Raw genomic sequence first — 25,706 nt, forward strand, 5'->3', positions numbered from 1 at the left:
TCCGGCGATTCGCCCACCGTTGCGCGGATCCGATGTCGCTGGTTTGGTGGCCAACGAGTCGGTTGCGCAGATGGCGGTGCGAGCGATTTCCAGCCGTCCTTGGAAGATTCGTCCCCGGAGCGGTTGTTGTGGGTGTGTGGTACTAGCGTTAGGGCTCTGTCTATTTCCGGTCCTCGTGCTCCGTGCGTCCCGGGCGTTGGACATTGCTGATCCCTTGGCGACTCCGGGTCCGACGCCGACGTCGTACCGGGTCTTACAACGGGGTTGGGGCCGGTTCAGGGGACGATGGTCGAATCCGTGCGGCGGCTGATCGAAGCCGAAATACCGGAGCAGATTCGACCCGATCTGCCCGTTGAGGACATGGCCTATCTGCTGGTTCGCGTGGGGGAGTCGTTCATCTACAACGATCTGCTCACCGGTGGCACTCCGGATGCGGAGAAGGCTCGCCAGGCGTTTCGGCTCATCCTCTCGAGAGACTAGTGTTCCGGGTTTTCCGTTAGTCGAGCGTCGTGAAAGCGCTTCGAGGGCAGGCTATTTCGCAGCTATGTCCGCTTCTGGCGACATCACGCTGGGGGGATCGGCGCGAAGTGCCGCATATCGTCCCGCCCGGGGCGTATGACGCCTGCGGCGGATTCGGGAACCTCGTTCCATGCTCCGGGAAGGTCGCGCAGCGGTTCGGAGACGACGATGCGGGTCTCCTCACCTAGATGGTGAAGGGCATCCACCTCAGGATGGAGCTTGCGTAGCGTGGACATCTCGGTGGAGAAGAACAGCGACCTTGACCGGTTCTCGCTCGAATAGCGAAAGATCCAGGTGGAGGTGCCATTCGACGTGGCAACGGTCATCTGGACCGGATTGTCGATTCCCTGCGAGCGAGCCGTGTGCTCGACAAATCCGACTGCCCTCGCGACACCTTCGAACGGATCGTCGGTCAGGCCGAACGTCAGCGCGAGGAAGAACAAGGTTTCCGAGTCCGTCGATCCTTCGAGATCCGGGAAGAGCGACGGATCAACTGCGGTCACCAATTCCCTTTTCATGTCGTGGAATCCGCGTAGTGAACCGTTGTGCATCCACATCCAATTGCCGTGCCGAAATGGGTGGCAGTTGCTGCGCTGCACCGCAGTTCCCGTCGAGGCGCGGACGTGGGCGAACAGAAGTGGAGTGCGAAGTTGAGAGGTGACCTCGCGCAGGTTCGAGTCGTTCCATGCCGGTTCGATGCTCTTGAACAAGGCAGGTTGGGGCCCTTCCCCGTACCAACCGATTCCGAAGCCGTCACCATTCGTCGTCGTTGCCCCGAGTTGAGAATGCAGGCTCTGGTCGATCAGCGAGTGCTGTGGCCGGAACAGCAAGTCATGGGCCAGTATCGGCTCTCCCGAATACGCCATCCACCTACACATGCTTTCAACTCAAACAGATCGAGTCGGCGTTGACGGTGCATGCGCAGCGGCGTGCGTCGGTTGGGCGGGCTTCCATGTCGACACAGCCCAGATCACGACGATGTTCAGCGCGATGATGAGAGTCGACCACCAGGGGTAATACGGCAGCCACAAGAAGTTCGCGATGATCGAGATGGCACAGATCACGACCGCCGATACCCGCGCCCACGCCGTTCCGGTGAACAGTGCGAGACCGACGAGAGCGACGAGCGCGCCCAGCACGAGGTGGATCCACCCCCACGTCGTCAGGTCGAATTGATAGACGTAGTCGATCCCGACCACGAACACTTCGTTTTCGGCGACGGCAGCGAGACCTTGGAAGAACTGCACGATACCGACTGTCGCCAGGATGACTGCTGCCCCGATCGATGTTCCTACCGCGAATCCTTGCTTGACTGACGTTGTATCCGACATGACGGGTTCCCTTGATTCGGTGGGGCGACTGATTCGGTGGGGCGACCGGACACGTGCCCGGCACGCTGTACCGATGGTTGTTCCACCTGGTGACCGTCTCGAAACGACAATGCCTGCCCGCTTCGGTGAGAAATCAGAGTGTTCTGCGCCTGCGTGCGGGCGAAATGTAACTTCTGGGCACTGTTGATGCGATGTACCCCTTGCCGGAATGTGTGTGCGGAGGAATTGCTCGTTACCGAGGTTCACAGAAAACGAGAAAATTTCGGCGCGAAATGTGACCTATTTGTCCAGCTGTACTGGTATTTTGGCTGAATTGACCGGAAGCTGCGGTCCGCGGAAAAGAGTAGCGAGAGAATGACAATCTTCGGTAGGCGTTCCGCGGTCGTCACCGCGACGGCCTTCGTTCTGGCGACTGTTGTGTCGACGGCGCTCCCCGCGGTGGGATCGGCGGATTCCGTCGCGCTCACCCACCGATGCAATTCGGAAATCAACGACAACTCGATGTCACTCGATCCGGCAGTGATCGACGGCTGGTACGACATCTCGACTGGTTCGCCCGGAACGAAGATCACCTCGATCGAAGCGTGGCGGACCGTACCGGGAGATGTTCTCGAGTTTCGCGCGTCGGTGACGATCAGAGCGCACGGTAGTCCAGTCCGAGGGACCCTTCGGATCGACGGCGCCGGCTTGACCGGAGATCAGGATTTGCTCTCCAGGATGACGATGACTCAAGATCTTGGTCGCTCAGGATCCACGGTCACCGATGCCGACGACGGCTCGGTCATTCCAGTTCGCGCCAAGCTCGCATCCGACGTCACAACTCCTGGACAAGTGGCACAGAACCAGACAGTCAACCTCTCGGCAGTCAAGATCGTCTTGGCAGGCGACTCCACCGAACCAGCAGGTGAATGCCCCGGCCCCGGCCCCGGCCCTGGTGGGAATGGAGGCGGCGGGAATGGAGGCGGTGGAAGCGGTGGCGGAAACGGCAGCGGTGACAACGGTTCCGGTGGGGATTTCGGTGACGCCCTTCCCGGCCGTGACGTCGGAAACCGAGTACCGATTTCCCAGGTCCCGTCCGGCCCGACTTCTCGCCCGTGACAGCGGCACCTCGATCCACGGTCCGTCGAACATGGGCCGCTGCAGTAGTGGTGGCCGCGCTCCTGACCGGGGGATGTTCTGACGACGGTGAATCTCCGACCCGTGTCCTCGCGACCGGCCAACAAGATCTGCCGCCCGAGGTTCGCGCTGCGGTCGACGGTCCGGATGTCCCGACCACGCTTCGTATAGTCGACAGCACGGCTGACATTCTGTCGATCAAGACGACGACAGACGGCTCGCTCATTCCTCCCGAGGATGTCAGTGAGATCGGGTGGTGGGCGGACTCGGCCTTTCCCGGCTCCGGCGCGGGCACCGTGGTGATCACCGGACACATCAATGACATCTATCAGGGTGACGGATTTGGAACGAAGTTCTCGACACTGGAAATCGGCTCGATCGTGACCGTGACGGGCACCGGGGGACAGGCCTGGAACTACCGTATCGATGCGGTCGATCACTACGGCAAGGACGGCGAGCTGCCGGTCGAGCGATTGAACAGCCTCGACGGACCGGAAACCCTCGCGCTGATCACCTGTGGTGGCGAGTTCGTCGGTCCACCCTTCGGTTACGAGGACAACGACGTCGCGTGGGGAACTCCGGTGCCTGCATAGGCGAAAACCGGACGTCGGATCGGTTGATAAACTGGGCCCCGCGTTCGTGGCCATCCACGCACGTTTCGAAAGTCCGAAGAAGGAGATTGTGCTGTGGTTGACCTCGCCTATGTCATCGCTGGGTCCGAAGCGACTGGCGGTGCCGGCCTGCAGGTCGACCTGAAGACGTTTCAGGCATTGGAGGTCTACGGCGTAGCGACCACCACGTGCATCGTTTCGTTCGATCCCAAGAACAACTGGGGTCACCGCTTCGTGCCGATCGCCCCTGACGTGATCGCTGATCAGATCGAGGCTGCCACGGCAGCTCACGATCTGGACGTCGTCAAGATCGGCATGTTGGGCACGCCTGCCACGATCGAGGTTGTGGCAGAGGGATTGCGTCGGCAGTCCTGGCGCCACGTCGTCCTCGACCCGGTCCTGATCTGCAAGGGCCAGGAGCCCGGCGCGGCTCTCGATACCGATACAGCACTTCGTGATTCGATTCTTCCGCTCGCCACCGTCGTCACACCCAACCTGTTCGAGGCACGCACCCTCGCCGGAATGGACAGCATCGAAAGCGTGGACGACCTCATCGAGGCCGCACGTCGTATCCATGACCTCGGGCCCAAGTACGTGCTCGCAAAGGGTGGTGTCGAACTCGCCGGTGGCGACGCTGTCGACGTGTTGTTCGACGGGACCGACGTGACGGTTCTCTCCGCCCCCAAGGTCGGTGAAGAGCGCGTCTCGGGTGCCGGTTGCACGCTGGCCGCCGCAGTGACCGCGGAGCTGGCGAAGGGCGCCGACGTGGGCGAAGCCGTCGCCCTGGCAAAGAAGTTCGTCACGGCGGGCATCGAAGGCCGAGTCTCGGCGCACACGCCGTTCGACACCGTCTGGCAGGGCGCTTTCAAGGGATAGGCGCACTGCGGCTCACATCGCCGCGCGCGGCCTGGCAGGATCGAGTGCGTGAGTACAGCGAACCTGAATCGAAGCGAAGTCGCCGAACGATCTCGAGCCATCTCCGTCGCCGGTTACCGGGTGGAGTTGGATCTGCGATCGGCGGTCGACTCCGCCGTGAAGACCTTTTCGACGGTCACGACAATTGATCTGACGTCGTCGGCGGAGTCCACATGGCTCGACTTCATCGGTGCTGCAGTCGATTCCGTGGACGTCGACGGTGTGTCGATTCCCGTGGAGTACGACGGGTCCCGGATTGTGGTGCGCGGACTCGGTGGATCGAACGTCGTGCGGGTGGCAGCTCACGGTAACTACAGCCGTTCCGGCGAAGGGCTGCACCGATTTGTCGACGACGCTGACGATCAGACGTATCTGTACACGCAATACGAGCCCGCCGACGCCAGACGTGTTTTCGCCTGCTTCGAGCAACCGGACCTCAAGGCGCCCTTCACGTTCGAGGTGACAGCACCTGACGGCTGGGAAGTCCTGTCGAATCAGCCCGCGACCCAGACCCACTCCGTAGACGGCGGACAACGCGTCACTTTCGCACCGACGCTGCCGATCTCGACCTACATCACCGCGATCGCAGCCGGGCCGTATCACCGGGTGGCGTCGTCGTGGAGTCGCGGCGACCTCACTGTCGAGTTGGGCGCTTTGTGTCGGGCGTCGTTGGCTCCTCATCTCGATGCAGACAACGTTTTCGACATCACCCGTCAGGGGTTGGACTTCTACGCCGAGCACTTCGACTATCCGTATCCGTTCGGCAAGTACGACCAGATCTTCGTCCCCGAGTACAACCTCGGCGCCATGGAGAACCCGGGATTGGTGACCTTCACCGAGGCATACGTGTTCCGCGGCTCCGCGACCGACGAGCAGCATCAGCGCCGCGCCAACACGATCCTGCACGAAATGGCGCACATGTGGTTCGGCGATCTGGTGACCATGGTCTGGTGGGACGACCTGTGGCTCAAGGAATCCTTCGCCGATTTCATGGGATCGCTGGTCAGCGCCGAAGCCACGCGTTTCACCGATGCCTGGGTAGCGTTCGCCATCAAGCGGAAGGCGTGGGCTTACCTCCAAGATCAGCTGCCGACCACTCACCCCATCGTCGCCGACATCGTCGATCTCGAAGCTGCGAAGCTGAACTTCGACGGAATCACCTACGCCAAGGGCGCCAGCGTCCTCAAGCAACTTGTTGCGTTTGTCGGCCGTGACGCGTTCTTCGAAGCGGCTCGACGGTACTTCAAGGCTCACGCATTCGGGAACACCACGCTGGTCGATCTGCTCGACGTGCTCGCGGAGACTTCCGGACGCGATGTGCGCGAATGGGCACGAATCTGGTTGCAGACCACCGGAGTGTCCACGCTGTCGCTCGATGGAACAGATGTGGTCCAGACGGACCCGAGGCCGCATCGGCTCGCAGTCGGAATTTACGACTACAACGAGTCCGGAGATCTTGTTCGCACCGAACGCGTCGAACTCGACATCACCGAATCCCGCACTTCCGTGGACCTTCCATCTGGGGCGCTCACACTGCTCAACGACGAAGACCTCACCTACGCGAAGGTCCGCTTGGACGAGCGATCACTGTCGACAGTCGAGGCATCCCTGGACCGCGTGAGCGATCCGCTTGCGCGCGGGGTGATCTGGTCGTCGCTGTGGAACTCGGTGCGTGATGCGCAACTCTCGGTGTTCCGTTACCTCGACATGGTGGAACGATTCGCGCCCGCAGAGACAGATCTTGCAATTCTCAGCTCGATCCTGACCGATGCCCAATACGCGGTTCTTCACTACGTTCCGAAGAGCTTGCGGCCCAATGTCAGTGCAGGCTGGTTGGAAACGACCTGGAAGGCGGTGTTCGAAGCCGAACCGGAGTCCGGAAGACAGCTGGCCTGGGCACGGGCCCTGTCGGCCGCCGCAGCGGTCAACGACGCTCGCGCCGACGAGTTGCGGTCGATACTCGGCGGCACGTGCCCGGGACCGGTCGGACTGGCTCTCGATCCCGATCTGCGGTGGGCATTGTGGATCGCCCTGTCCGCGACCGGCCATGCGAGTGTGAGCGACTTCGACCGTGAGCTGAGCACGGACAGCACGTCGGCGGGTCGAACTGCGTACGTCCGCGCCGCGGCGTCGATTCCCGATGCCGCGACCAAGGCGGCTGCCTGGGCGTCGGCGACCACCGATGCCTCACTCTCGAACGACCGCCTGGATGCGACGATCGCCGGATTCCGTTCGGGCACGGACGCGTCATTGATCGAGGGATATGCGGGCGAGTATTTCTCGTCCTTGGGGAAGTGGTGGTCCGAACGCAGCATCGAGATTGCGCGACGGTTGGTGAACGGACTCTTCCCGGCAGCTGAAGACACCTCTGCGGTCGATGCCTGGATCCAGGGCAACGCAGACGCGCCCGCGTCGCTGCGGCGGCTTGTTCTCGAGCGTCGGGATCACTTGGCCCGAGACCTACGTGCCCAGGCGTCGAACGCGGTGATCTGACGCCATCAGCTCCGAAATGTCCTGTTCTTGGATATTGTCTAAACAGGGCTGCGACGGGAGACGACGTGCACACGATCACGGATCTGTCGCTGGTCACGGGCCCGGTCCCGCCCGTGGTGACGGTGCTCGGAATTCTGGCACTTCTGTGGCTGATCTTCTCGAGATCGAGGCGTCACGTGCTGATCTCGATTCCGGTCTGCATCGTCGCGGCAATCGCGATCACTCTCGTGCTGTACTGGCTGATCGAGAAGGTATGGCACCCGTTCCCCGATCCGATTGCCCGTCCGGTCTACGTGTGGATCGGGTTGGGCATTCTCGGCGCGCTGCTGGGTGTTTCGCGGATATTTGCGGCCACGCGACTCGACGGCCGCGCGCTCACCGTGGTCTCCGTGCTCCTGGTGGTCGTGTCGAGCGCGGCTCACGTGAATCTGCAGTTCCAGTCGTATCCGACGTTGGGAACAGCGCTGGGACTCTCGGACGCGGAGAAGGTTTCACTCGCCGACCTGGACGACGGCAAGGACGGGGCGGTACCGGTTTCGCAGTGGAAGGCTCCAGCGGACATGCCGACGGCCGGCAAGGTCAGCACGGTCACGATTGCAGGGACGGTCTCCGGATTCAGCGCCCGTGACGCCGAGATCTACTTACCGCCCGCGTATTTCACGAACCCACGACCGGAGTTGCCGGTGTTGGTACTGCTTGCCGGCCAACCAGGCGCGCCCGAGGACTGGCTACAGGGCGGACGTCTCGTCCAGACCATGGACACCTACGCCGCTGCACATTCGGGCTTGGCTCCCGTCGTCGTCGTTGCTGACGGGACCGGGTCGGAACTGGCGAATCCGCTCTGCGTCGATTCCCAACTCGGGAACGTCGCGACGTACCTTTCGCGCGATGTTCCCGACTGGGTGCGCGGGAACCTCCAGGTGGATCCCGACCCGAGGAAGTGGGCGATCGGGGGACTTTCCTACGGCGGTACCTGCGCGTTCCAGATGGCAACGAACTTCCCCGCGGTATATCCGACGTTCCTGGATCTGTCCGGTCAGATCGAGCCCACCCTCGGTGATCGCAAACAGACGGTCGATGCCGCGTTCGGCGGCAACGAAGCCGCGTTCGTGGCTGTGAATCCGCAGGATCTGCTCCGGGAGAAGAAGTTCCCCGACAGCGCCGGAGTGTTCGTGGTCGGCAAACAGGACAACGACTACCGCCCGGGACTGCAGACGCTCTACGAGGCCGCAAAGGCTGCAGGGATGGACGTCCAGTACGCCGAGGTCGACGGAGGACACAGCTTCCAGGTGTGGTCGGCTGGATTGGCGAGTCAATTAGGTTGGCTGGGAACGCGACTCGGTCTGCCCGGGTGAACGGTCGTCCGGAAGTTCGGCGGACCCGATGATCAGCGGGTGAATTCTTCCGGTCGCCCCGGCCTCGGAGCCCAATCCCTGCGGATCCGCCACACTCGCGAGTCGAAGGTCGAGTGCGCCGGTCCATTCTCGGGTCAATTGCGCATCGAGTGCGTCGACGCGCTCGAGTAGCGGAGGGTGCTGATCCGGCGGGCAGGCTTCGAGCAAGGTCGCGAACACCGCGCGTAGACGACGCTGGACCTGCGCGGAATTGCTACTGAAGTGCCTGATCTCGTCGGTCGCCACAGAGACGTAGTCGGTCCAGGTGCGTTGCTGCCCCCGGATCAGTGTGAGATCCGAGGTTGACGTGTCGAAGCGGACCCGTGGGGCGAGGAGTACCAGAAGGTCCTCGATGTGATCGAGAGCCTGGACGGCTCGACCCGGATCGTTGATGGCGGGTGAGAGCGCCTTGAGCGCGATGTCCACGATCGACTGCAGCGCCGCACCGGGGCTGACGACCGGACTGTGCGTGTCACCGAAGATCAAGCACGACATCAATGTGTCCGGACGGACCTTCAGTGACGGTCCGCGTACCTCGAAGAGGGGCGCGTTCTGGGCGACGAACTCGCCGATGCTGGGGACGACCTCGACCGAGACGTCCCAGCGGCCGGCCAAACGCTGCAATCGTGCGAGATCGATCGCCAGCAGAATCCGGCCGTCGGGTGAAAGGTGGCGTAGGCGAATCACCAGTGCGTCGGCGCTCTCGGAGGTTTCGGACTCGTGCGGTTCGCGTAGGGGAAGCGGTTGACTGGGTTTCGGTGCGCCCGAGGGTAAGTCCTCGTACAGCGGATAGGCACGAATCGTCGCGCTCCGGCCCTGGGCCGCTATCCAACGCAACAACCGGCTGGAATTGAGAATCGACCCGACCTTCGCCACCAATGCGATGAACAGGATCGCACTGGCCAATGCCAGAAGCAGTGCGATCGCCGTGGAGATGGTCGGAGAGGAATTCTCCGAGTCGAGCGCCAGATCGAGCGCAATGATCAAGGAGAAGACGAACGTGGCCAGAAACATGCCGATCGACCACCGCATCACTCGCTGTTGCGCAAGCATCGGGACCACCCGCACCGAAATCTGCGAGGCGCCGAACTGCATGGCGAGGGTGATAGCGGTGAACACCAGACCGGTGAGGGTGATCATCCCGCCGGCGATGACGCTGAGCAGCGTTGCGGTGGCCCCGGCGTCCACGCCCTCGGAAATGGTGCCGACGTCGCCGTCGCTGACCAGGTCTCCGTCGATCCCGACGAGGATGGTCGCGGTCACGACGGACAGAACGACGAGGATCACGGGGAGGCGCCAGACCGGGACTGTTCGTAGTCTTCGGCGAGTGCGACGCCAGCGAATTCTGTCCGAAAGCCGCTGCGACAGTTCGACCTTCGACGTGGGCGTCGAGGTATCGACGACCGGGAGCGGTGGTGGGGGCGGGGGAGTGGAACCGAAACTTCCCGACACCGCTTCCTGAACGTAGATCTTCGCGTGGATCATCGGCTCGCGATAGCGCTGCTCACGGGCCACTGCGCGGCTCATCTTCGCGGGCTTGTCGCGGTAACGCGAACGCGCCCACGGCGCACCCGGGCGACTCAATCGAATCGCGCCGACCAACAAAAGCGGGGTGAAGAACAGTCCGATCAAGCCGGTCCAGAGTTTGCCCTTCATCAACGTGATCACCGCGAGTCCGAGTTGGATCACGATCGCGACGACGACGCCGATCAACGTCGCCAGGCTACGGTCCTGCTCGTACGGGTCGAACTCTCCCGCGAACCCGATCGGGTGGACTCCGAGAAGGAAAAGGAATGAGATCGCGATGGCAACGAACACCGCGTCGATGGACGAGCGACCCTCCTCGGCCCAGTAGACATCGCGTAGATGCAGCACGAGTGCGTACTCGTCGAGCACCAGCGCACTGCCGATACCGAACACCGACGCGAGAACACAGTTGGCGATCGGGGTGTGATAGTCGGCCAGAGCGATGAAGGCAAAACCCGACACAAGCATCATCATCAGGCCGAAAACCATGTGGTGGATGTGCATTCCGCCGGGCGTGACATTGCCCGGCCACCACGAGACCTCCGCACGGATCATTCGAACGCTGAAGCGGATGAACAGGAACGTCAGAACAAAGGCGAGCAGAAGGAAGAACAGTGGGAGTCTGCCGGTGTCGACGACCGTGTGCTCGAACCAGGACCGCACGGCGTCAGCTCTTGCTGGTGGCGAGCTTGATCAGCTGAGGAGCCGTCGCGTCGGGTAGGTATGCACGCGTCAGTGCGATTCCGATCCGAGGCAGGTCGGCCTCGTCGCGGAAACACAGGAAAACGGGTTCGTATCTGGGCTTGAACTTCTTCTTGAACGCGTGAAGAGACCGGAAGCCGTACAGCGGTTCCATCGCGGCTCCGAGCATGTCCAGCAGGCGGTCCATCGATGCGGCGTCGGCGCCGTCGTCGCTGCGTGCGAGCGGTGCTCCGGACAGTGAGACGAATTGGGCACCTTGTTCTTTGAATTCGAGAGCCGACGATGCGATGAGGAATTCGACCACGGGGCGGAACCCGTCCGGGCGTCGACGCATCACGTCGAGGGTCCAACCCCGGACGACGCCGCCCTCGCCGTACACCGGCAACCACGAGGTGACGCCGTGAATGCTTCCCGTCGGGTCGACGGCCAAGCCGACCCGGACGTCGCGATCGAGCGCCTCCTCGACGCTGCCGAGAGTGAACCCCATCTCGGGTAGTCCCTTGTCGCCCACCCATTCCTCCGAGATGGCGCGTACCTGAGCCAACACGGAGAACGGTTCGTCTGCCAGTGTTGTCATCCGGAAGGTGATGTCGTCCTTTTTCGCCTTGTTGAGCGCCGAGCGGATGTCCTGCCAGGACTTCCCGGTGAACTGCAATTCCGGCAAGTCGACGATCGTGTCCTCGGCGACCTGAACGGTGCGCCACCCGCGCCGTGTGGCGGCATCGGCCGTATCCCTTCCTACGGAGAACAGGCAAGGAGTGAGGCCGTTGGCTTCGGACATCGTCGTGAATTCGTCGACCGCCGCGGCAAGCCTGTCGGGACTCGCTATCGGATCGGCCAGAACGACGACGACACCGACATGTCGTTGGAATGCAACGACGCTCTCACCCGACTCACCGAAGTAGTAATTGTTGCCGTCCCACGTCGTCATCCACGACATGGTTCCGCCGCCGTGCTGTTTGAGCAGTTCCCGAGCAGCGGCGCGAGGATCGTTCCCGGACAGCGGCCCGCCTCGAATCTTGCGCCGCATCGGCACGTGAAAAGCGTGACGGCCCTTGATCAACAAGATGAGTTCGAGAAGCCAGAGCAGCGCGGTACCGACCGTGACGGCGCCGGCGCTTTCGTAGTCGAAGAAGATGACCGAACCGAGGACGAGGGCGGTGGCCAAAACCGTCAGAGAACCGAAGACCACAGCAACCCACCAGGCCCAGCGGCGACCTCGTCGCAACTGATCCGCGATCAGGGCAACGATGATCACGTCGACCAATGCGGTCCAGCCCGAACCGGTTTCGGCTTCCGTCGGCCCGAACGGTCCGCTTCCGGGGAACAACCAGACGGCGATCTCGACCACGCCGATCAGGAGCAGGCCGATGAATCCGAGCAGACGGATCTCACGTCGGGTTCGGGGGATGAACCCACGCTCTCCGTCGCCGAAGAACTTCTCGCCCACCGGGAGGAAGATCGCGACCGCGATGAGGTGCTGTACGTCGGCGAGGCGGCCTTCGAAGAGAAAGGCGATCGCGATGTACGCACACAGGATGGCGCGCACTCGCATTCGCCAGGGCGAGCGCAGAGTTGCGGTGGTTGCGGCGAGTGCGGCGATGATGGCGGTGGTGACACCGACGTCGCGGTGGGTGGCGAGGTTGCGGGCCCAATCCCAGTCGGTGTGGCTGCCGGCCCAGAGGAGGAGCGATGCACCCAGTTCGCCCGCCAACTGACCGCTGATCGTGACGATGGCCGCGTTCTTGGTGCCCAGGCGCCACTCGCACCAGCCGACCGCGAGGGCGAAGACGACGATGATCGAAACATACTGACCTGGCGTCAATCCGAAGAACCACCCCGTGACGAGAGTCCACCACTTGCCTTCCTGCAAGGCAGGGACTCCGTAGGCGATGTCGTCGAACCACGAGTAGGTACGGACGTGATTCCACAACGCACCGGTGGCGATCCCGACGACGGTGATGGTGAGCACGACGATCGCGGTGAACGGCACGCGCCGCAGGACACTGAGCGCTTCGGAGGCGAAGCGGGAGGCCCGATTCGGCGCGCCCGGCGCGCTCTGGTCGGTCTGCGGGGTGGGGGTCTGGGACTGCTCAGCCATCGACGTTCTCTTCTCGCCATGCCGCACGGTGGATTCTGCCTGTTCAGCATGACAGGAATACAGACCGATAATCAGGCGAAGCGGTCAAAATGGACCAGACTGGCTGGGGGTCTCAGTCTCGTGGCGCTACTGTCGAGCCATGGTGAACGGAGATTTACTGAATCGGGACCACGTGGTCGCCTCACTAGCCGCCTTCGAACCTCGGTCGGTCGAATTGGACGGAAGGCGCTCGGCGTCGGTGGTCATCGTCGTCATGCGGACTGCGGACGGAACACCGGTGTTTCCGGTGACAAAGCGGCCGAGCAAGATGCGCGCCCACCCCGGTCAGTTCGCGTTGCCGGGCGGAAGCGTCGACCCGGGCGAGTCGTCCGAACAAGCAGCGGTTCGGGAACTGTCCGAGGAGTTGGGCGTCGACGTCCCTGAGTCGAACATCATCGGCCGGCTCGACGACTACGTCACCCGTTCGGGATTTGTGATCCGACCGTTCGTCGTCTGGTCCGGTGAGGACATCGGGGGACTGGTACCCAATCCCGACGAGGTGGCCCAGGTGTATGCCGTGACGTCGGAGGAGCTCGACGTGGACTCGCGATTCGTCACCATCGAGGAATCACCGAACCCGGTGATTCAATGGCCGTTCCGAACGAGCTTGATCCATGCGCCGACCGGAGCCGTCATCTATCAGTTCCGCGAAGTTCTGAACGGACGGACCACGCGCATCGACAACCTCGAGCAACCGGTGTTCGCCTGGCGATAAGACCAGCTCGACACGCTCGGGACAGTTCGGGCTACGGCGCCTCGGCGAATAGTCCGTCGTGCTGTGGAAAGCTGGCCGCACGGCAATCGAACGACGCGAGGTGTGTGCAGTGAACTCTGGCGAACAAGAACTGGTCCCCACGGATCGGATTCTCACTGTTCCCAACGTGCTCAGTATCGTGCGTCTACTCGCTCTGCCGCTGTTCGCCTATCTTCTGCTCGTCACGCACTCGGACGGCTGGGCATTGGCACTGTTGATGCTCAGCGGGTTCACCGACTGGCTCGACGGCAAGTTGGCCAGAGTGCTCGGACAAACCTCCCGTCTGGGAGCGCTTCTCGACCCGCTGGTCGACCGTCTCTACGTCGTCACGACACTCGTCACCTTCGTCGCCCGCGATTTCATTCCCTGGTGGGTCGCGGCGATATTGATCGGACGTGATCTTCTACTCGCGTTGACGTTGCCGATCTACCGGCGGCGTGGACTGCCGCCGCCCGAGGTCGTCTATCTCGGTAAGGCCGCGACCTTCCTGCTGATGTTCGCGCTGCCGTTGATTCTTGCCGGACACGGAGACTGGGCCATCGGACCGTTCACCCATGCCTTCGGTTTCGCTTTCCTGATCTGGGGAACCGTCCTGTACGTGTGGACTGCCGTGATCTACGTGCTCAAGGCCGTCGACGTGGCGCGAACACACGAGGTCGTGCCCCGATGAAGTCGACCGGGGAGGACGTCCGTCGTAACCCGGTACCGTCGCTGCTTCGGTCGCTCATGACCGAACATCTCGATCCGGGCTACGAAGCAACGGCATTCGAACGTCAACACGAGCACACCAAGAACAGATCCTCGAAAACCGGGCCGTGGCTGGCTCTCGGCGCACTGTTGATCGGGTTCATCGTCACGGTGTCCGCAGTGCAGGCCACCAAACAGGTGACCGGTACCGAGGAGGTTCGAAGCGAGTTGGTGGCCAAGGTCCGTGACGCCGAGGATCGTATCGATTCGCTGGCCGCGTCCCGCGATTCACTCGGCGGTGACGTGGACGCCGCGCGCGGCGTGGCGCTCGAAGGCGATGCACGCGGCAGCGCGGTCCTCGATCAACTGCGAGCGGTCGAATCCGGTGCAGGAGCCGAAGCTGTTCACGGAGAAGGTCTGGTCGTGACCCTGACGGACCCGGCCGGACGCCCGAACCTCACCGACGCGTCCCAGCGCAGCGTCGGCGGTAAGACCGTTGTCCTCGATCGCGATCTGCAGACCGTCGTCAACGCCCTGTGGGCGGGCGGAGCGGAGGCAATTGCCGTCGGCGGCGTGCGAATCGGGCCGACGGTGACCATCCGTCAGGCGGGCGGCGCGATGCTCGTCGACAACCAACCTGTCTTCTCGCCGTACCGCGTCGAGGCGATCGGCGACACGCGCGCGCTGCAGAGAGAGTTCGTCGTCAGCGACGCCTACGTGAGAATGTCGAGCGTCTCGCAATTGTACGGAGTCGGTTTCGCGGTGGCCGAGGACGATTCGTTGACACTGCCGCCTGCGACGCCCCGCGCGGTCCGGGTGGCAACAGAACCCACAGAGCCCAAGTGACAGAAGGAGTTCGATGAAGGCCGGTTCCGCCCTGTACGGACTCGCAGCACTGGTCGTCGGCATCGTCTTGGGCGTTGTTTTCAGCCCGCAGGTGCCCGACGTCATCCAGCCCTATCTTCCGATCGCTGTCGTTGCAGCGCTCGACGCCGTCTTCGGTGGACTTCGCGCGTATCTGGACGAGATCTTCGACGCGAAGGTGTTCGTGGTCTCCTTCGTCTTCAACGTGCTCGTCGCGTCGTTGATCGTCTGGCTCGGCGATCAGTTGGGTGTGGGTACTCAACTCTCGACGGCAATCGTCGTCGTGTTGGGTATCCGGATCTTCGGCAACGCAGCGGCATTGCGACGACGACTGTTCGGAGCGTGAGCCATGTCCGACCACGCCACGACTGACCCCGAAGAACCACCATTGACGACTACGGGTGAAGGTCGTCACGAGTTGCGTTCGCCGTCGAAACACCGCACCAACGTCGTTTTCGCCATCCTCGCTGCCGTGCTCCTGGGCGTGCTCGGCGTTGCGATTGCGACACAGGTACGCAGCACAGTGGCCGGAGATTCACTCGACGCCGCGCGCCCTGCCGACCTCTTGGTGGTTCTCGACAACCTGAATCGTCGCGAAGCCGCGCTGCGGCAGGAAGTCGCGAATCTTCAGGAATCGCTTGCCACTTTGGAAGCCGGCGGAAACACGGGAGCAGCGCTTGACGAGGCGCGGGCGCGGCTGACCTCGCTCTCCATTCAAGTGGGGACCGCTCCCGCTACCGGACCGGGTGTGACGATGACCCTGACAGATCCAGCAGGCGGCGTCGGATCGGAAGTGATTCTCGATCTCATCCAGGAACTGCGTGCTGCCGGTGCCGAGGCCATCTCGATTGCCGGTGCGAACGGCGAACCCATTCGTATCGGCGTGAACTCGTGGGTGAGTGGGCGCGGCGGCGAGATCGAATTGGACGGAACCCGGATCGAGCAGCCGTACACTGTGACCGCGATCGGGGATCCGCCGACATTGGCGGCAGCGTTGAACATTCCCGGAGGCGTCTTCGACAATGTCGCACGCAACGGCGGAACGTCGTCCGTCGAGCAATCGCAGCAGGTCACGATCTCCGTCTTGCGACAATTGAATCCGCGCCAATACGCTCAACCCGGAAATTGATCTTTTTGCGTCCGACTTTCGGACGGCCTGTGAAAGGAAGCCACTGTGAGTGAGCTCGATACACCTACCGATCTGCGCTACACCGCGGAGCACGAGTGGGTGAAGCGAACCGGCCCGACCTCAGTTCGAGTCGGTATCACCGACTTTGCTCAGTCGCAGCTCGGTGACGTCGTGTTCGTCCAGCTTCCCGCTGTCGACGAGGACGTGACCGCCGGTGAATCGCTCGGTGAGGTCGAGTCGACCAAGAGCGTCTCCGACATCTTTGCTCCGTTCACTGCGAAAGTTCTTGCAGCCAACGGTGAATTGGACGGACAGCCTGACCTCGTCAACACCGATCCGTACGACACGGGTTGGTTGGTCGAGCTCGAGGTTGCCGACGAGGCCACACTCGACGCCGCTCTGGCGGCAACTCTGGACGCGGAGGCATACAAGGGGCTCACGTCCGAGTAGAAAACCTGCGCGTGGACCGGCCAACTCGTGTTGTGTCGCGGCCTGTCTCGCTGCACACGGCGGTCTGCGCAGGGTACGGTCGTTAGGTACGCATGTGCCGAGTCGGGGCGCAGGGCCGTATCGAACGTGACTGTGAAAGATGCTCGTGAAGAAAGTGCACTGCGTAGTCCAGTGATTCATGATCTGGATGATTGACCCAGGAGGAGAAACAGTGAGCGAGAACGGTAACGACGCGGGCTATGGGGAGTCGCCGGCGGAGACCACTTCGGTTTTCCGTGCGGACTTCCTCAATGAGCTCGACAACACCTCCTCTGCAGCACCGGCCGCCGAGCAGCCGGTTTCGGGCGTGGAAGGCCTTCCCGCCGGAGCCGCACTTCTGGTGGTCAAGCGGGGACCGAATGCAGGATCCCGCTTCTTGCTCGATCAGCCGACGACGTCGGCAGGTCGACACCCGGACAGCGACATCTTCCTCGACGACGTGACCGTCAGCCGTCGTCACGCCGAGTTCCGTCAGGAAGATGCAGATTTCCACGTCGTCGACGTCGGAAGCCTCAACGGCACCTACGTCAACCGTGAGCCTGTCGATTCGGCAGTTCTCGCGAACGGTGACGAGGTTCAGATCGGCAAGTTCCGTCTGGTGTTCCTCACCGGCCCTCGTGCCGGCGGTTCGCAGGTCGGCGAGTCGTCAGCAGGTGCGGGTAGCTAATGACGGCAGTGCGGCAGCAGAGCCAGCCCGGAATGTCGATTGGTTCCGTGCTGGATCGGTTGCGTCCAGATTTTCCCGACGTGACGATTTCGAAGATCCGTTTCCTCGAGTCCGAGGGCTTGATCAGCCCACAACGGACACCGTCGGGATACCGCAGATTCTCTGTCGAGGACTGCGAGCGTCTTCGCTTCGTGCTGACCGCTCAACGCGATCAGTACCTGCCGCTCAAAGTGATCAAAGAACAACTCGAAGCGATCGACAGTGGCGCAGCGACGGTGAGTGCAGAAGTTCCTGCGCCTCGTCGTGCTCGCGTCCTGTCGATCGCTACGGGCGATGTCTCACCCGAGGCTTTCCGAGTCGATCGCGAAGTTCGGGTCGGTCGTCAGGATCTTCTCGCGCGCGCCGACATCGACGATCGGTTTCTGACCGATCTGATCCGCACCGGTTTGGTCGTTCCCGGCGCCGCAGGCTTCTTCGACGAGGACGCCGTGACATTGGCGCGCACCGCGAAGGCGATGTCCGAGTACGGCTTGGAGGTTCGCCATCTACGGGCGTTCAAGTTGGCTGCCGATCGCGAAGCGGGACTGGTGACCCAGATCGCCGGACCGGTTGCCAAGGGTCGTGACGCCGGAGCGCGTGATCGCGCCGAGGAAATGGTCCGGGAACTGGCCGCGCTGTCGTTGACTCTGCACACGTGTCTGGTCAAATCGGCGGTTCGGGGAAGTCTCGATCGCTGAGTTCCTCGATCAGCGGGGCACACTCGAATAGAATTTCAGTACGACCGCATCGGAGCCGGTCGGCTGGATCACGTCAGGTTGGAGGCAAGCTCGATGGGCGAAATGCGTGTGATCGGAGTTCGTGTCGAGCAGCCTCAGAATCAGCCGGTCCTGTTGCTGCGAGAGTCCGACGGCGATCGGTACCTGCCGATCTGGATCGGGCAAACCGAAGCTACCGCGATTGTTCTCGAACAACAGGGAGTCGAGCCGGCGCGGCCGCTGACTCACGACCTGATCAAGATCTTGATCGAGTCTTTCGGCCGGAGCCTCAAGGAAGTACGGATCGTGGACCTGCAAGAGGGCACGTTCTATGCGGATCTCGTCTTCGACGAGCAGACTACTGTCTCGGCACGTCCTTCGGACTCGATTGCATTGGCCCTGCGCATCGGCGTTCCGATTTTCGCGTCGGAAGCCGTTCTCGCCGAAGCCGGCCTGGTCATTCCCGACGAGCGCGAAGACGAAGTCGAGAAGTTCAAGGAATTCCTCGACACCATCTCGCCGGACGACTTCAAGGCAACTGACGGTTAGTCCTGTTTGTCCGTAATCAGGCTTTAGTCTTCAACTCTCAAGTAGAGGTTGAGTCTCGGTCGGCGTGTTGCGTTGACCGAGCACCCTCGTGGTCTTACCGTTGCGTGCGGTGGAGATCTTCTCGCCTTGTCGATCGAGGCGTACTCTGGGTAAGTCCACTCATGGAATTACCTGCCTTGGATTCACATCTGAAAGTTCGGTCGGCACGGGATTCTCGTGACTGCTGATAGCACAGGTTGGTTACATGATGGCGAAGCGAGAGGGAGACGGCAGTGGAAGAACAGTCGAATGAGCGCGGAACGGGCATAGCCGATAGTGCCGAGCCGACTGCAGAAATGTCTTCCGAAGAGCTGCAGCCGGGCCTGTTCCCGGATGATTCCATCCCCGACGACCTCGTCGGATATCGAGTGCCCAGCGCGTGCCAGATCGCTGGGATCACGTACCGCCAACTCGACTACTGGGCACGAACGTCGTTGGTTGTACCGTCCATCCGTGGCGCTGCCGGATCAGGTAGCCAGCGTCTGTACTCCTTCAAGGACATCCTCGTCCTGAAAATCGTCAAGCGTCTACTCGATACCGGCATCTCACTGCAGAACATCCGCGTTGCCGTCGACCACCTGCGCAAGCGCGGCGTGCGCGATCTCGCGAACATCACACTCTTCTCCGACGGCACCACCGTCTACGAATGCACGTCTCCCGAAGAGGTCGTCGACCTCCTCCAGGGTGGGCAGGGCGTATTCGGCATCGCAGTCAGTGGCGCGATGCGTGAACTCACCGGAACGATCGCCGACTTCCCCGCCGAGCGGGCTGACGGCGGCGAAAGTGATCCCAATCCGGAAGACGAGTTGGCTTCGCGACGCAAGAATCGCGCCAGCCGCAAAACCGGATAACGTACGTCACATCTCTTTGGAGGATGCCACGGTGCAGGTAGGCGTCTCGGTCAACTAGACTGGGCCTGCGTCGCCGGCGTACGGGAGAGCCTCGGATACCGATTCACCGAACTTGTCTTTGCTGCAGTCTTTGTTGCAGAGCCCAGTGGTGAGCGGGATCAGGGCGCCGAAGGAGCAATACCTCCCCGTCAATCTCTCAGGCACCAAGGACCGTACGGGCTCCGACGCCTCTGGAAAGCGGTGGGACAACCCACCCGCCGACGGGGAAAGGCTGTGGCTTCCGTCAATCGGCGGATCACTACCGAATCTCTCAGGCGCTCGGGAATCGAGCATGCGACAGAGGGGGAGGAACACACCGCAGTTCGGTGTGTGTCCTGATCCTCCGATCTGTCTGGGAGTTGTCGTGATCGACGCTGCAAGCCGTATATTTGCCGACCGCCATGTCGGTCCGAACGCCGCGGAACTCGCGCGCATCCTCGAACTCGTCGGGGTCGATTCTCTGGACGAACTGGCAACCAAGGCCGTTCCCTCCGTCATCCTCGACGCTGCCCCGAACGGCATCGCGGCCGGACTCGACGCTCTGCCGCTTCCGGTCGGAGAGCACGAGGCACTTGCCGAACTGACTGCGCTCGCAGCCCAGAACACCGTCGCGACGTCGATGATCGGCCTCGGCTACTTCGACACGTTGACGCCGCCGGTCTTGTTGCGCAACATCATCGAAAACCCGGCCTGGTACACCGCGTACACCCCGTACCAGCCCGAGATCAGCCAGGGCCGCCTCGAAGCCCTCCTCAACTTCCAGACCATGGTCGCCGATCTCTCCGGCATGGAACTGGCCAACTCGTCGATGCTCGACGAGGCCACCGCCGCTGCCGAAGCCATGACACTTCTGCGTCGCGCGAACCGCAGCAAGTCTCCGCGATTTGTCGTCGACGCGGATCTGTACCCGCAGACACTCGCCGTCATCGAGACACGCGCCGAGCCGCTCGGCATCGAGATCGTCTCCGCAGACCTCACTGCCGGTCTTCCGGAAGGCGACTTCTTCGGCGTCATCGCCCAGATCCCCGGAGCCTCGGGACGAGTCGTCGACTACACCGCGATCATCGCGGAAGCTCACGAGCGCGGCGCACTGGTTGCCGTCGGCGCCGACCTTCTTGCGATGACGCTCATCACCTCACCGGGCGAACTCGGCGCGGACGCGTGCTTCGGCACCACCCAGCGTTTCGGTGTTCCCATGGGTTACGGCGGGCCGCACGCCGGTTACCTGGCGGTGCACTCGAAGCACGCGCGTCAGCTGCCCGGCCGCTTGGTCGGCGTCTCCATCGACGCCGACGGAGACAAGGCATACCGCCTGGCGCTGCAGACACGAGAGCAGCACATTCGCCGTGAAAAGGCGACGTCCAACATCTGTACCGCGCAGGTACTCCTCGCCATCCTCGCAGCGATGTACGCGAGCTACCACGGCGCCGGGGGACTCAAGGCAATTGCGTTGCGCGTCGCTGCCCGCGCACACGCATTGGCAAACGGACTGCGCGAGGGTGGCGTGACCGTAGTCCACGATTCGTTCTTCGACACCGTGCTGGCTCAGGTTCCGGGCAAGGCGGCCGACGTCGTCGCTGCGGCGAAGGAATCCGGGATCAACCTGCGCCTGGTCGACGCGGATCATGTCGGCATCTCGTGCGACGAGGCCACCACAGCCGATCACGTCCTCGCCGTGCTCGACGCGTTCGGCATCGAAGACGCTGTTGTCGCTATCGAAGCAGAGGGCAACTCGGTTCCCGCTGCTCAGGAGCGCACCTCCGACTACCTGCAGCACGAAGCCTTCACCCGTTACCGTACGGAAACAGCAATGCTCCGCTACCTGCGCGCGCTCTCCGACAAGGACATCGCGCTCGATCGCAGCATGATTCCGCTGGGTTCGTGCACCATGAAGCTCAACGCCACCGCCGAGATGGAATCCATCACCTGGCCTGCGTTCAACGCGATCCATCCGTTCGCGCCGACGTCGGATGCGCCCGGTCTGCTGAAGATCATCAAGGATCTCGAAGACTGGTTGGTTGCGGTCACCGGCTACGACAACGTGAGCCTCCAGCCCAACGCCGGCAGCCAGGGGGAGTACGCGGGCCTGCTCGCGATTCGTAATTACCACCTCAGCCGGGGTGACGACCACCGCGACACCTGCCTCATCCCGTCGAGTGCTCACGGCACCAACGCGGCGTCCGCCGTCATGGCCGGGATGCGCGTCGAGGTTGTCGCCTGCCGCCCCAACGGTGACGTCGACGTCGACGATCTGCGTGCGAAGATCGCCGATCACGCCGAGCGTCTCGCCGCGATCATGATCACCTACCCGTCCACCCACGGTGTCTACGAGCACGAGATCTCCGACATCTGCGCGGCGGTACACGACGCCGGCGGCCAGGTGTACGTCGACGGCGCCAACCTCAACGCGCTTGTCGGCCTTGCCCGTCCGGGACGATTCGGCGGCGACGTCAGCCACCTGAACCTGCACAAGACGTTCTGCATCCCGCACGGCGGCGGCGGACCCGGCGTCGGGCCGATCGGTGTGCGCTCACACCTCGCGCCGTTCCTTCCCGGTCACCCGATGGCCCCCGAACTCGGTGGTAGAGGCACGATCTCGGCAGCGCCGTACGGCAGTGCGTCCATCCTGCCCATCACCTGGACCTACATTCGGATGATGGGTGCGCAGGGTCTTCGCCGTGCCAGCCTGACCGCTATCGCGTCGGCAAACTACATCGCGCGTCGACTCGACGAGTACTTCCCGGTTCTCTACACCGGTGAGAACGGCATGGTCGCGCACGAGTGCATCCTCGACCTCCGCGGGTTGACCAAGGACACCGGAGTTACCGTCGACGACGTCGCAAAGCGTTTGGCGGACTACGGGTTCCACGCTCCGACCATGAGCTTCCCCGTGGTCGGGACACTGATGGTCGAGCCCACCGAGAGCGAGAACCTCGAAGAGATCGACGAGTTCTGCGAGGCGATGATTGCCATTCGCGGCGAAATCGATCGCGTCGGCGCCGGCGAGTGGACGGTGGAGGACAACCCGCTTCGGGGTGCGCCCCACACCGCCGGAAGCATTGCAGCGCAGTGGGATCACCCGTACTCGCGTGAGATCGCTGTCTTCCCGCGCGGCAAGGCTCGCCCGAAGGTGTGGCCGTCCGTGCGTCGTATCGACGGTGCACACGGCGACCGCAACCTGGTCTGCTCCTGCCCGCCGATCGAAGCGTTCGCAGGCAACTAGAGCGTGTGCCCTCCGGAGATCATCACCTCTCGCGTACGAGTTCGAGAACGGTGATCTCCGGCGGGGCGCCGACGCGTACGGGCGGGCCCCACGCCCCGGCGCCACGCGTCGTGTACAGCACGGTGTTTCCGATCTTGTCCAAGCCCTGCACCGAAGGCTGCTGCAGCGGAACGAGGTAGCGCAGCGGCCACATCTGTCCGCCGTGAGTGTGCCCGGACAGTTGCAGATCGATACCCATCTCGGACGCCTCGATCGCTTGGCGCGGTTCGTGTGCGAGAAGCAAGGCGAAAGTATTCGGATCGCGGCCTGCGAGCGCAGCTGTCAGGTTCGGCTCGTACGGGGCCGGTGACGTGTAGTCGTGGATGCCCACGATGTCGATGGTGTCGCCGTCATGCTGTATCGAGGCGCGACTGTTGCGAAGTGTGGTGATCCCCAATGTTTCCCAGACGTCGAGCCATTTGCCGCCATCGTCGGCATAGAACTCGTGGTTTCCGCTGACTCCGAAGATTCCGTCGGGCGCCCGAAGATCGGCGAGCGGAGCAAGATCGGGAGCAACTTTCGCGACGGTTCCGTCCACGAGGTCGCCGCCGATCGCGATCAGATCGACATTCTGCGAGTTCACGATTTCGACCACCTTGCGGGTGAAGTCGACCCCGCGGGCCGGACCTACGTGCAGGTCGGTGATCAAGGCGATCCGGTATCCGTTGAAGCCCTCAGGTAGGCGAGCGAGCGGCACGCGGACGCGGGAAATCTTCGGGCCCGACGCCTCGTAGACGCCGTAGCCGGCGGTGCCGATCGCCGCGAGAGTGACTGCTGCTGTAGCCAACTGCAACGTACGACGCTTGGACGGGTCGACTTCGGTCGTGGTGTCCGTGTGGCGTGCACGTAGTCGACTGATCCCGGCGAACAGGCCGATCACGAGCAGTCCGGGAATCAGATACAGCCACGAAGCCAGCCAGACCCATCCGACGAATCCGATCGGTCGCGCCCACGACGTCGGAAAGACTTCGCCACTGCCGACCCCGATGAGCGTCGAGACCGCCAAGACGACAAGCACAGTATCGGCAAGACGAGCCCATCGCCTCGGGATGCCGGTGGCGCGAACGAGTCTGCGGTGCAGGAACCAGGTCAGAAGGGCGAGAAGGACTGCAAAAACCGCGACGCGCCCCATCAGGACAGCATCTTGGTCACTGCGGCCGCGAGAGCGGGGTCGGATGTCGAATCGACGCGAACCAAAGTTCCACCCGTCCGATCCGAGACGTCTTGGAGAGTGGAGACGTCGTCACCCGTACCGACGACGATCACGTCGACCTGCACCGGACGCGACGGATTGCCCGCTGCCGCGATCGCGCTGAGCAGTTCGGCTCGCGTCGTGGTGGATTCGTCAGGTGTACTCGAAGTGATCAGCAGCACCGAGTTGACTCGTCCCGCGTCGAAACCGTCCACCGCAGCTTTGTACGAGCTGGCAAGCGCCGGGTACTTGGACGTCTTTCCGCCGGCTCGGAGTCCGTTGAGGAAATCGGTGATGGTGGCACGCCGATTCGGTTCGGACAGTGAACCACCCGGAACCAGGATGCGCTCGGACGGTTTTCCGTCGGTGCCCGTGCTGAACTCGCGGAGGCCGATGTCGGAAGCGTCAGGGCTGCGACCCAATTGAGTGTTCACTGCCGCAGCAACGTTCGCCAAGCGAGTAGTGCCACCGTCGTCGGTACCCATCGACGCCGACGTGTCCATCAGGATGGTGGCACTGCGAGGAGAGACCGGATTGGCGACGATGTCACCGAGCGCAGCTGCGGTTTCGGCCGACGCGGGAATCAACGTGGACGAGACCTTGGCCGGGGACACCGCACCGAGATCGGGAAGGTCTTGGCCCTCGGCCCGGAAACCGGCGCCGACGAACAACTGTGACTGATTCGGCTCACGCATGAAATCGGCAAACTGTGCCGCTGCGCGCGAAGCGGTTTCGTCGATCCCGCTGCCCGAGATGATGACCGCCGGATAATCAGCAACTGGCGTTGCGCCGGCGGGGGAGTACGTCGTCATCGCAGCGTTCGCGCTCTGCGCTATCGACTGTTCCGTGGCCGGAACGGCTTTCACCGAATCCGGTGTTCCGGCGCTCAGTGCCCCGAGGGCTTCGGCAGTGGACGTGGGGGGAGCCGGCAAGGATTGGAACTGCAACGCCCGCGCACCGAGCGCAGCGTTGACCTGCGCGGACTTCGCCTGATCCGTCGTGACCGGACCGGCACCCGCATCGGCGACGTCGGCAGCGATTGCCTGTGCCGCCATGGAAGTTTCGGTACTTCCGACTGGCAGGGCAACCGTCAGATCCGAAGGCAACGACTTCCAACTCGATGCTGCGCCGCCTAATGCTGCCGCGGTCTCGGGGCCGACTGCCAGAACGATCGGGGAACTCGCGAGCGAGCGAGGATCACCGTTGATCACGGCCTTGCCCGCCAGCGGCGCGAGTTCGAAAGAACTCGTCGGGATCCACAGGGAGGGGCGCGGTCCCAATGCTGCGTCGTCCCACGGCGCCGCCGGACCGGCTTCGAGTGCCGTCGACACTGCCGCGGACGGTGCACCGTGCACCGCGACGGCGATGCAGTGATCACGCACCACCGGCGAGGTCTGGGTGTACCGCTTGGCCAGTTCCTCGACCTGTGGGGCGATGGACGGATCCGCGGTGACGTCGAGCGTCTTGTTGCCTTCGACGCACGTGCCTGCCGCTTGTTGCCCCTGATCATCGATGCGACTGCTGAGGGCCTTCCACCCGAAGAAGCCTGCCACGATCAAGGCGATCAGCACGACGACGAGAATCGGCCCCTTGCTGATACCTCTGGCGCCTGACCCGCCGCGATGTTCGCCCACGTACCTTGCCCTACCTCGGTCACTCGAAGAATGTCTGTTGAACGGAC

23 protein-coding genes and 1 riboswitch are annotated in these 25,706 nt (G+C 63.0%); of the genes, 17 read left to right on the plus strand and 6 right to left on the minus strand.

The window, feature by feature from the left end:
- Positions 1-264 precede the first annotated feature (264 nt).
- Positions 265-480 (plus strand): QsdR family transcriptional regulator, encoded by a 216-nt coding sequence (locus G8767_RS10430; protein WP_277346874.1) that lies wholly within the window; start codon positions 265-267, stop codon positions 478-480.
- Between the two features lie 83 nt (positions 481-563).
- Here G8767_RS10430 and G8767_RS10435 read toward each other — a convergent pair whose 3' ends face one another.
- Positions 564-1,385 carry a class II glutamine amidotransferase gene (locus G8767_RS10435; protein ID WP_166810121.1) on the minus strand — a complete coding sequence of 274 codons (822 nt, stop codon included), beginning with the start codon at positions 1,383-1,385 and terminating at the stop codon, positions 564-566.
- A gap of 21 nt (positions 1,386-1,406) precedes the next feature.
- Positions 1,407-1,850 carry a hypothetical protein gene (locus G8767_RS10440; protein ID WP_166810122.1) on the minus strand — a complete coding sequence of 148 codons (444 nt, stop codon included), beginning with the start codon at positions 1,848-1,850 and terminating at the stop codon, positions 1,407-1,409.
- A gap of 354 nt (positions 1,851-2,204) precedes the next feature.
- Between G8767_RS10440 and G8767_RS10445 the strand changes: the two genes are divergently transcribed.
- The 5 genes from G8767_RS10445 to G8767_RS10465 all read left to right on the plus strand — a co-directional run bounded on the left by G8767_RS10445 (position 2,205) and on the right by G8767_RS10465 (position 8,340).
- Positions 2,205-2,948, plus strand: coding sequence for a hypothetical protein (locus tag G8767_RS10445; RefSeq protein WP_166810123.1), 744 nt, complete (start codon positions 2,205-2,207; stop codon positions 2,946-2,948).
- Positions 2,945-3,559 (plus strand): class F sortase, encoded by a 615-nt coding sequence (locus G8767_RS10450; protein ID WP_346842976.1) that lies wholly within the window; start codon positions 2,945-2,947, stop codon positions 3,557-3,559. The genes G8767_RS10445 and G8767_RS10450 overlap by 4 nt, the downstream gene beginning before the upstream one ends.
- Positions 3,560-3,652: 93 nt before the next feature.
- On the plus strand, positions 3,653-4,453 hold the full coding sequence (gene thiD, locus G8767_RS10455) for a bifunctional hydroxymethylpyrimidine kinase/phosphomethylpyrimidine kinase (RefSeq protein ID WP_166810124.1): 801 nt from the start codon (positions 3,653-3,655) through the stop codon (positions 4,451-4,453).
- A gap of 48 nt (positions 4,454-4,501) precedes the next feature.
- Positions 4,502-6,985 (plus strand): aminopeptidase N, encoded by a 2,484-nt coding sequence (gene pepN / locus G8767_RS10460; RefSeq protein WP_166810125.1) that lies wholly within the window; start codon positions 4,502-4,504, stop codon positions 6,983-6,985.
- A 65-nt stretch (positions 6,986-7,050) separates the two neighbouring features.
- On the plus strand, positions 7,051-8,340 hold the full coding sequence (locus G8767_RS10465; protein WP_166810126.1) for an alpha/beta hydrolase-fold protein: 1,290 nt from the start codon (positions 7,051-7,053) through the stop codon (positions 8,338-8,340).
- Here the strand turns inward: G8767_RS10465 and G8767_RS10470 are convergent.
- Entirely contained in the window at positions 8,302-10,569 is a 2,268-nt protein-coding gene (locus G8767_RS10470) for a DUF2254 family protein (protein WP_166810127.1), read from the minus strand. The two genes, G8767_RS10465 and G8767_RS10470, sit on opposite strands and share 39 nt — an antisense overlap.
- Before the next feature lie 4 nt (positions 10,570-10,573).
- On the minus strand, positions 10,574-12,709 hold the full coding sequence (locus G8767_RS10475; RefSeq protein ID WP_166810128.1) for a DUF2156 domain-containing protein: 2,136 nt from the start codon (positions 12,707-12,709) through the stop codon (positions 10,574-10,576).
- 139 nt (positions 12,710-12,848) lie between these two features.
- Here G8767_RS10475 and G8767_RS10480 point away from each other — a divergent pair, with 139 nt between their 5' ends.
- The 11 genes from G8767_RS10480 to gcvP all read left to right on the plus strand — a co-directional run bounded on the left by G8767_RS10480 (position 12,849) and on the right by gcvP (position 22,794).
- Positions 12,849-13,463 carry a CoA pyrophosphatase gene (locus tag G8767_RS10480; protein WP_166810129.1) on the plus strand — a complete coding sequence of 205 codons (615 nt, stop codon included), beginning with the start codon at positions 12,849-12,851 and terminating at the stop codon, positions 13,461-13,463.
- 109 nt (positions 13,464-13,572) lie between these two features.
- On the plus strand, positions 13,573-14,172 hold the full coding sequence (locus G8767_RS10485; protein WP_166810130.1) for a CDP-alcohol phosphatidyltransferase family protein: 600 nt from the start codon (positions 13,573-13,575) through the stop codon (positions 14,170-14,172).
- Positions 14,169-15,035, plus strand: coding sequence for a DUF881 domain-containing protein (locus tag G8767_RS10490; protein WP_095970050.1), 867 nt, complete (start codon positions 14,169-14,171; stop codon positions 15,033-15,035). Before G8767_RS10485 ends, G8767_RS10490 begins: the two co-directional genes overlap by 4 nt.
- A 13-nt stretch (positions 15,036-15,048) precedes the next feature.
- Positions 15,049-15,399, plus strand: coding sequence for a DUF1290 domain-containing protein (locus G8767_RS10495; protein ID WP_003946178.1), 351 nt, complete (start codon positions 15,049-15,051; stop codon positions 15,397-15,399).
- Between the two features lie 3 nt (positions 15,400-15,402).
- The gene (locus G8767_RS10500) at positions 15,403-16,182 is read left to right on the plus strand and encodes a DUF881 domain-containing protein (RefSeq protein WP_166810131.1); all 780 of its coding nucleotides are present in this window, start codon (positions 15,403-15,405) and stop codon (positions 16,180-16,182) included.
- 45 nt (positions 16,183-16,227) lie between these two features.
- Positions 16,228-16,632, plus strand: coding sequence for a glycine cleavage system protein GcvH (gcvH, locus tag G8767_RS10505; protein WP_003946160.1), 405 nt, complete (start codon positions 16,228-16,230; stop codon positions 16,630-16,632).
- Between the two features lie 211 nt (positions 16,633-16,843).
- A complete protein-coding gene (gene garA / locus G8767_RS10510) occupies positions 16,844-17,338 on the plus strand; it encodes a glycogen accumulation regulator GarA (RefSeq protein ID WP_003946166.1) in 495 nt (164 codons plus the stop codon).
- Positions 17,338-18,075: a MerR family transcriptional regulator gene (locus G8767_RS10515; RefSeq protein ID WP_003946161.1), complete on the plus strand. Its 738-nt coding sequence runs from the start codon at positions 17,338-17,340 to the stop codon at positions 18,073-18,075. Before garA ends, G8767_RS10515 begins: the two co-directional genes overlap by 1 nt.
- A gap of 93 nt (positions 18,076-18,168) precedes the next feature.
- Entirely contained in the window at positions 18,169-18,642 is a 474-nt protein-coding gene (locus tag G8767_RS10520; RefSeq protein WP_003946194.1) for a bifunctional nuclease family protein, read from the plus strand.
- A gap of 335 nt (positions 18,643-18,977) precedes the next feature.
- Complete coding sequence (locus G8767_RS10525) at positions 18,978-19,532, plus strand: MerR family transcriptional regulator (RefSeq protein WP_021344354.1); 555 nt, start codon at positions 18,978-18,980, stop codon at positions 19,530-19,532.
- 220 nt (positions 19,533-19,752) lie between these two features.
- Positions 19,753-19,882: riboswitch (glycine riboswitch) on the plus strand.
- Between the two features lie 53 nt (positions 19,883-19,935).
- Positions 19,936-22,794 carry an aminomethyl-transferring glycine dehydrogenase gene (gene gcvP, locus G8767_RS10530; RefSeq protein WP_166810132.1) on the plus strand — a complete coding sequence of 953 codons (2,859 nt, stop codon included), beginning with the start codon at positions 19,936-19,938 and terminating at the stop codon, positions 22,792-22,794.
- 22 nt (positions 22,795-22,816) lie between these two features.
- On the opposite strand, the gene G8767_RS10535 is transcribed toward gcvP, so the two are convergent.
- Both G8767_RS10535 and G8767_RS36530 read right to left on the minus strand, forming a co-directional pair.
- Positions 22,817-23,965 carry a metallophosphoesterase gene (locus G8767_RS10535; RefSeq protein ID WP_166810133.1) on the minus strand — a complete coding sequence of 383 codons (1,149 nt, stop codon included), beginning with the start codon at positions 23,963-23,965 and terminating at the stop codon, positions 22,817-22,819.
- Positions 23,965-25,659: a VWA domain-containing protein gene (locus G8767_RS36530; RefSeq protein WP_166810134.1), complete on the minus strand. Its 1,695-nt coding sequence runs from the start codon at positions 25,657-25,659 to the stop codon at positions 23,965-23,967. The genes G8767_RS10535 and G8767_RS36530 overlap by 1 nt, the downstream gene beginning before the upstream one ends.
- Positions 25,660-25,706: the final 47 nt, after the last annotated feature.

The organism is Rhodococcus sp. IC4_135, from assembly GCF_011602025.1.
GTDB lineage: Bacteria > Actinomycetota > Actinomycetes > Mycobacteriales > Mycobacteriaceae > Rhodococcus_F > Rhodococcus_F baikonurensis.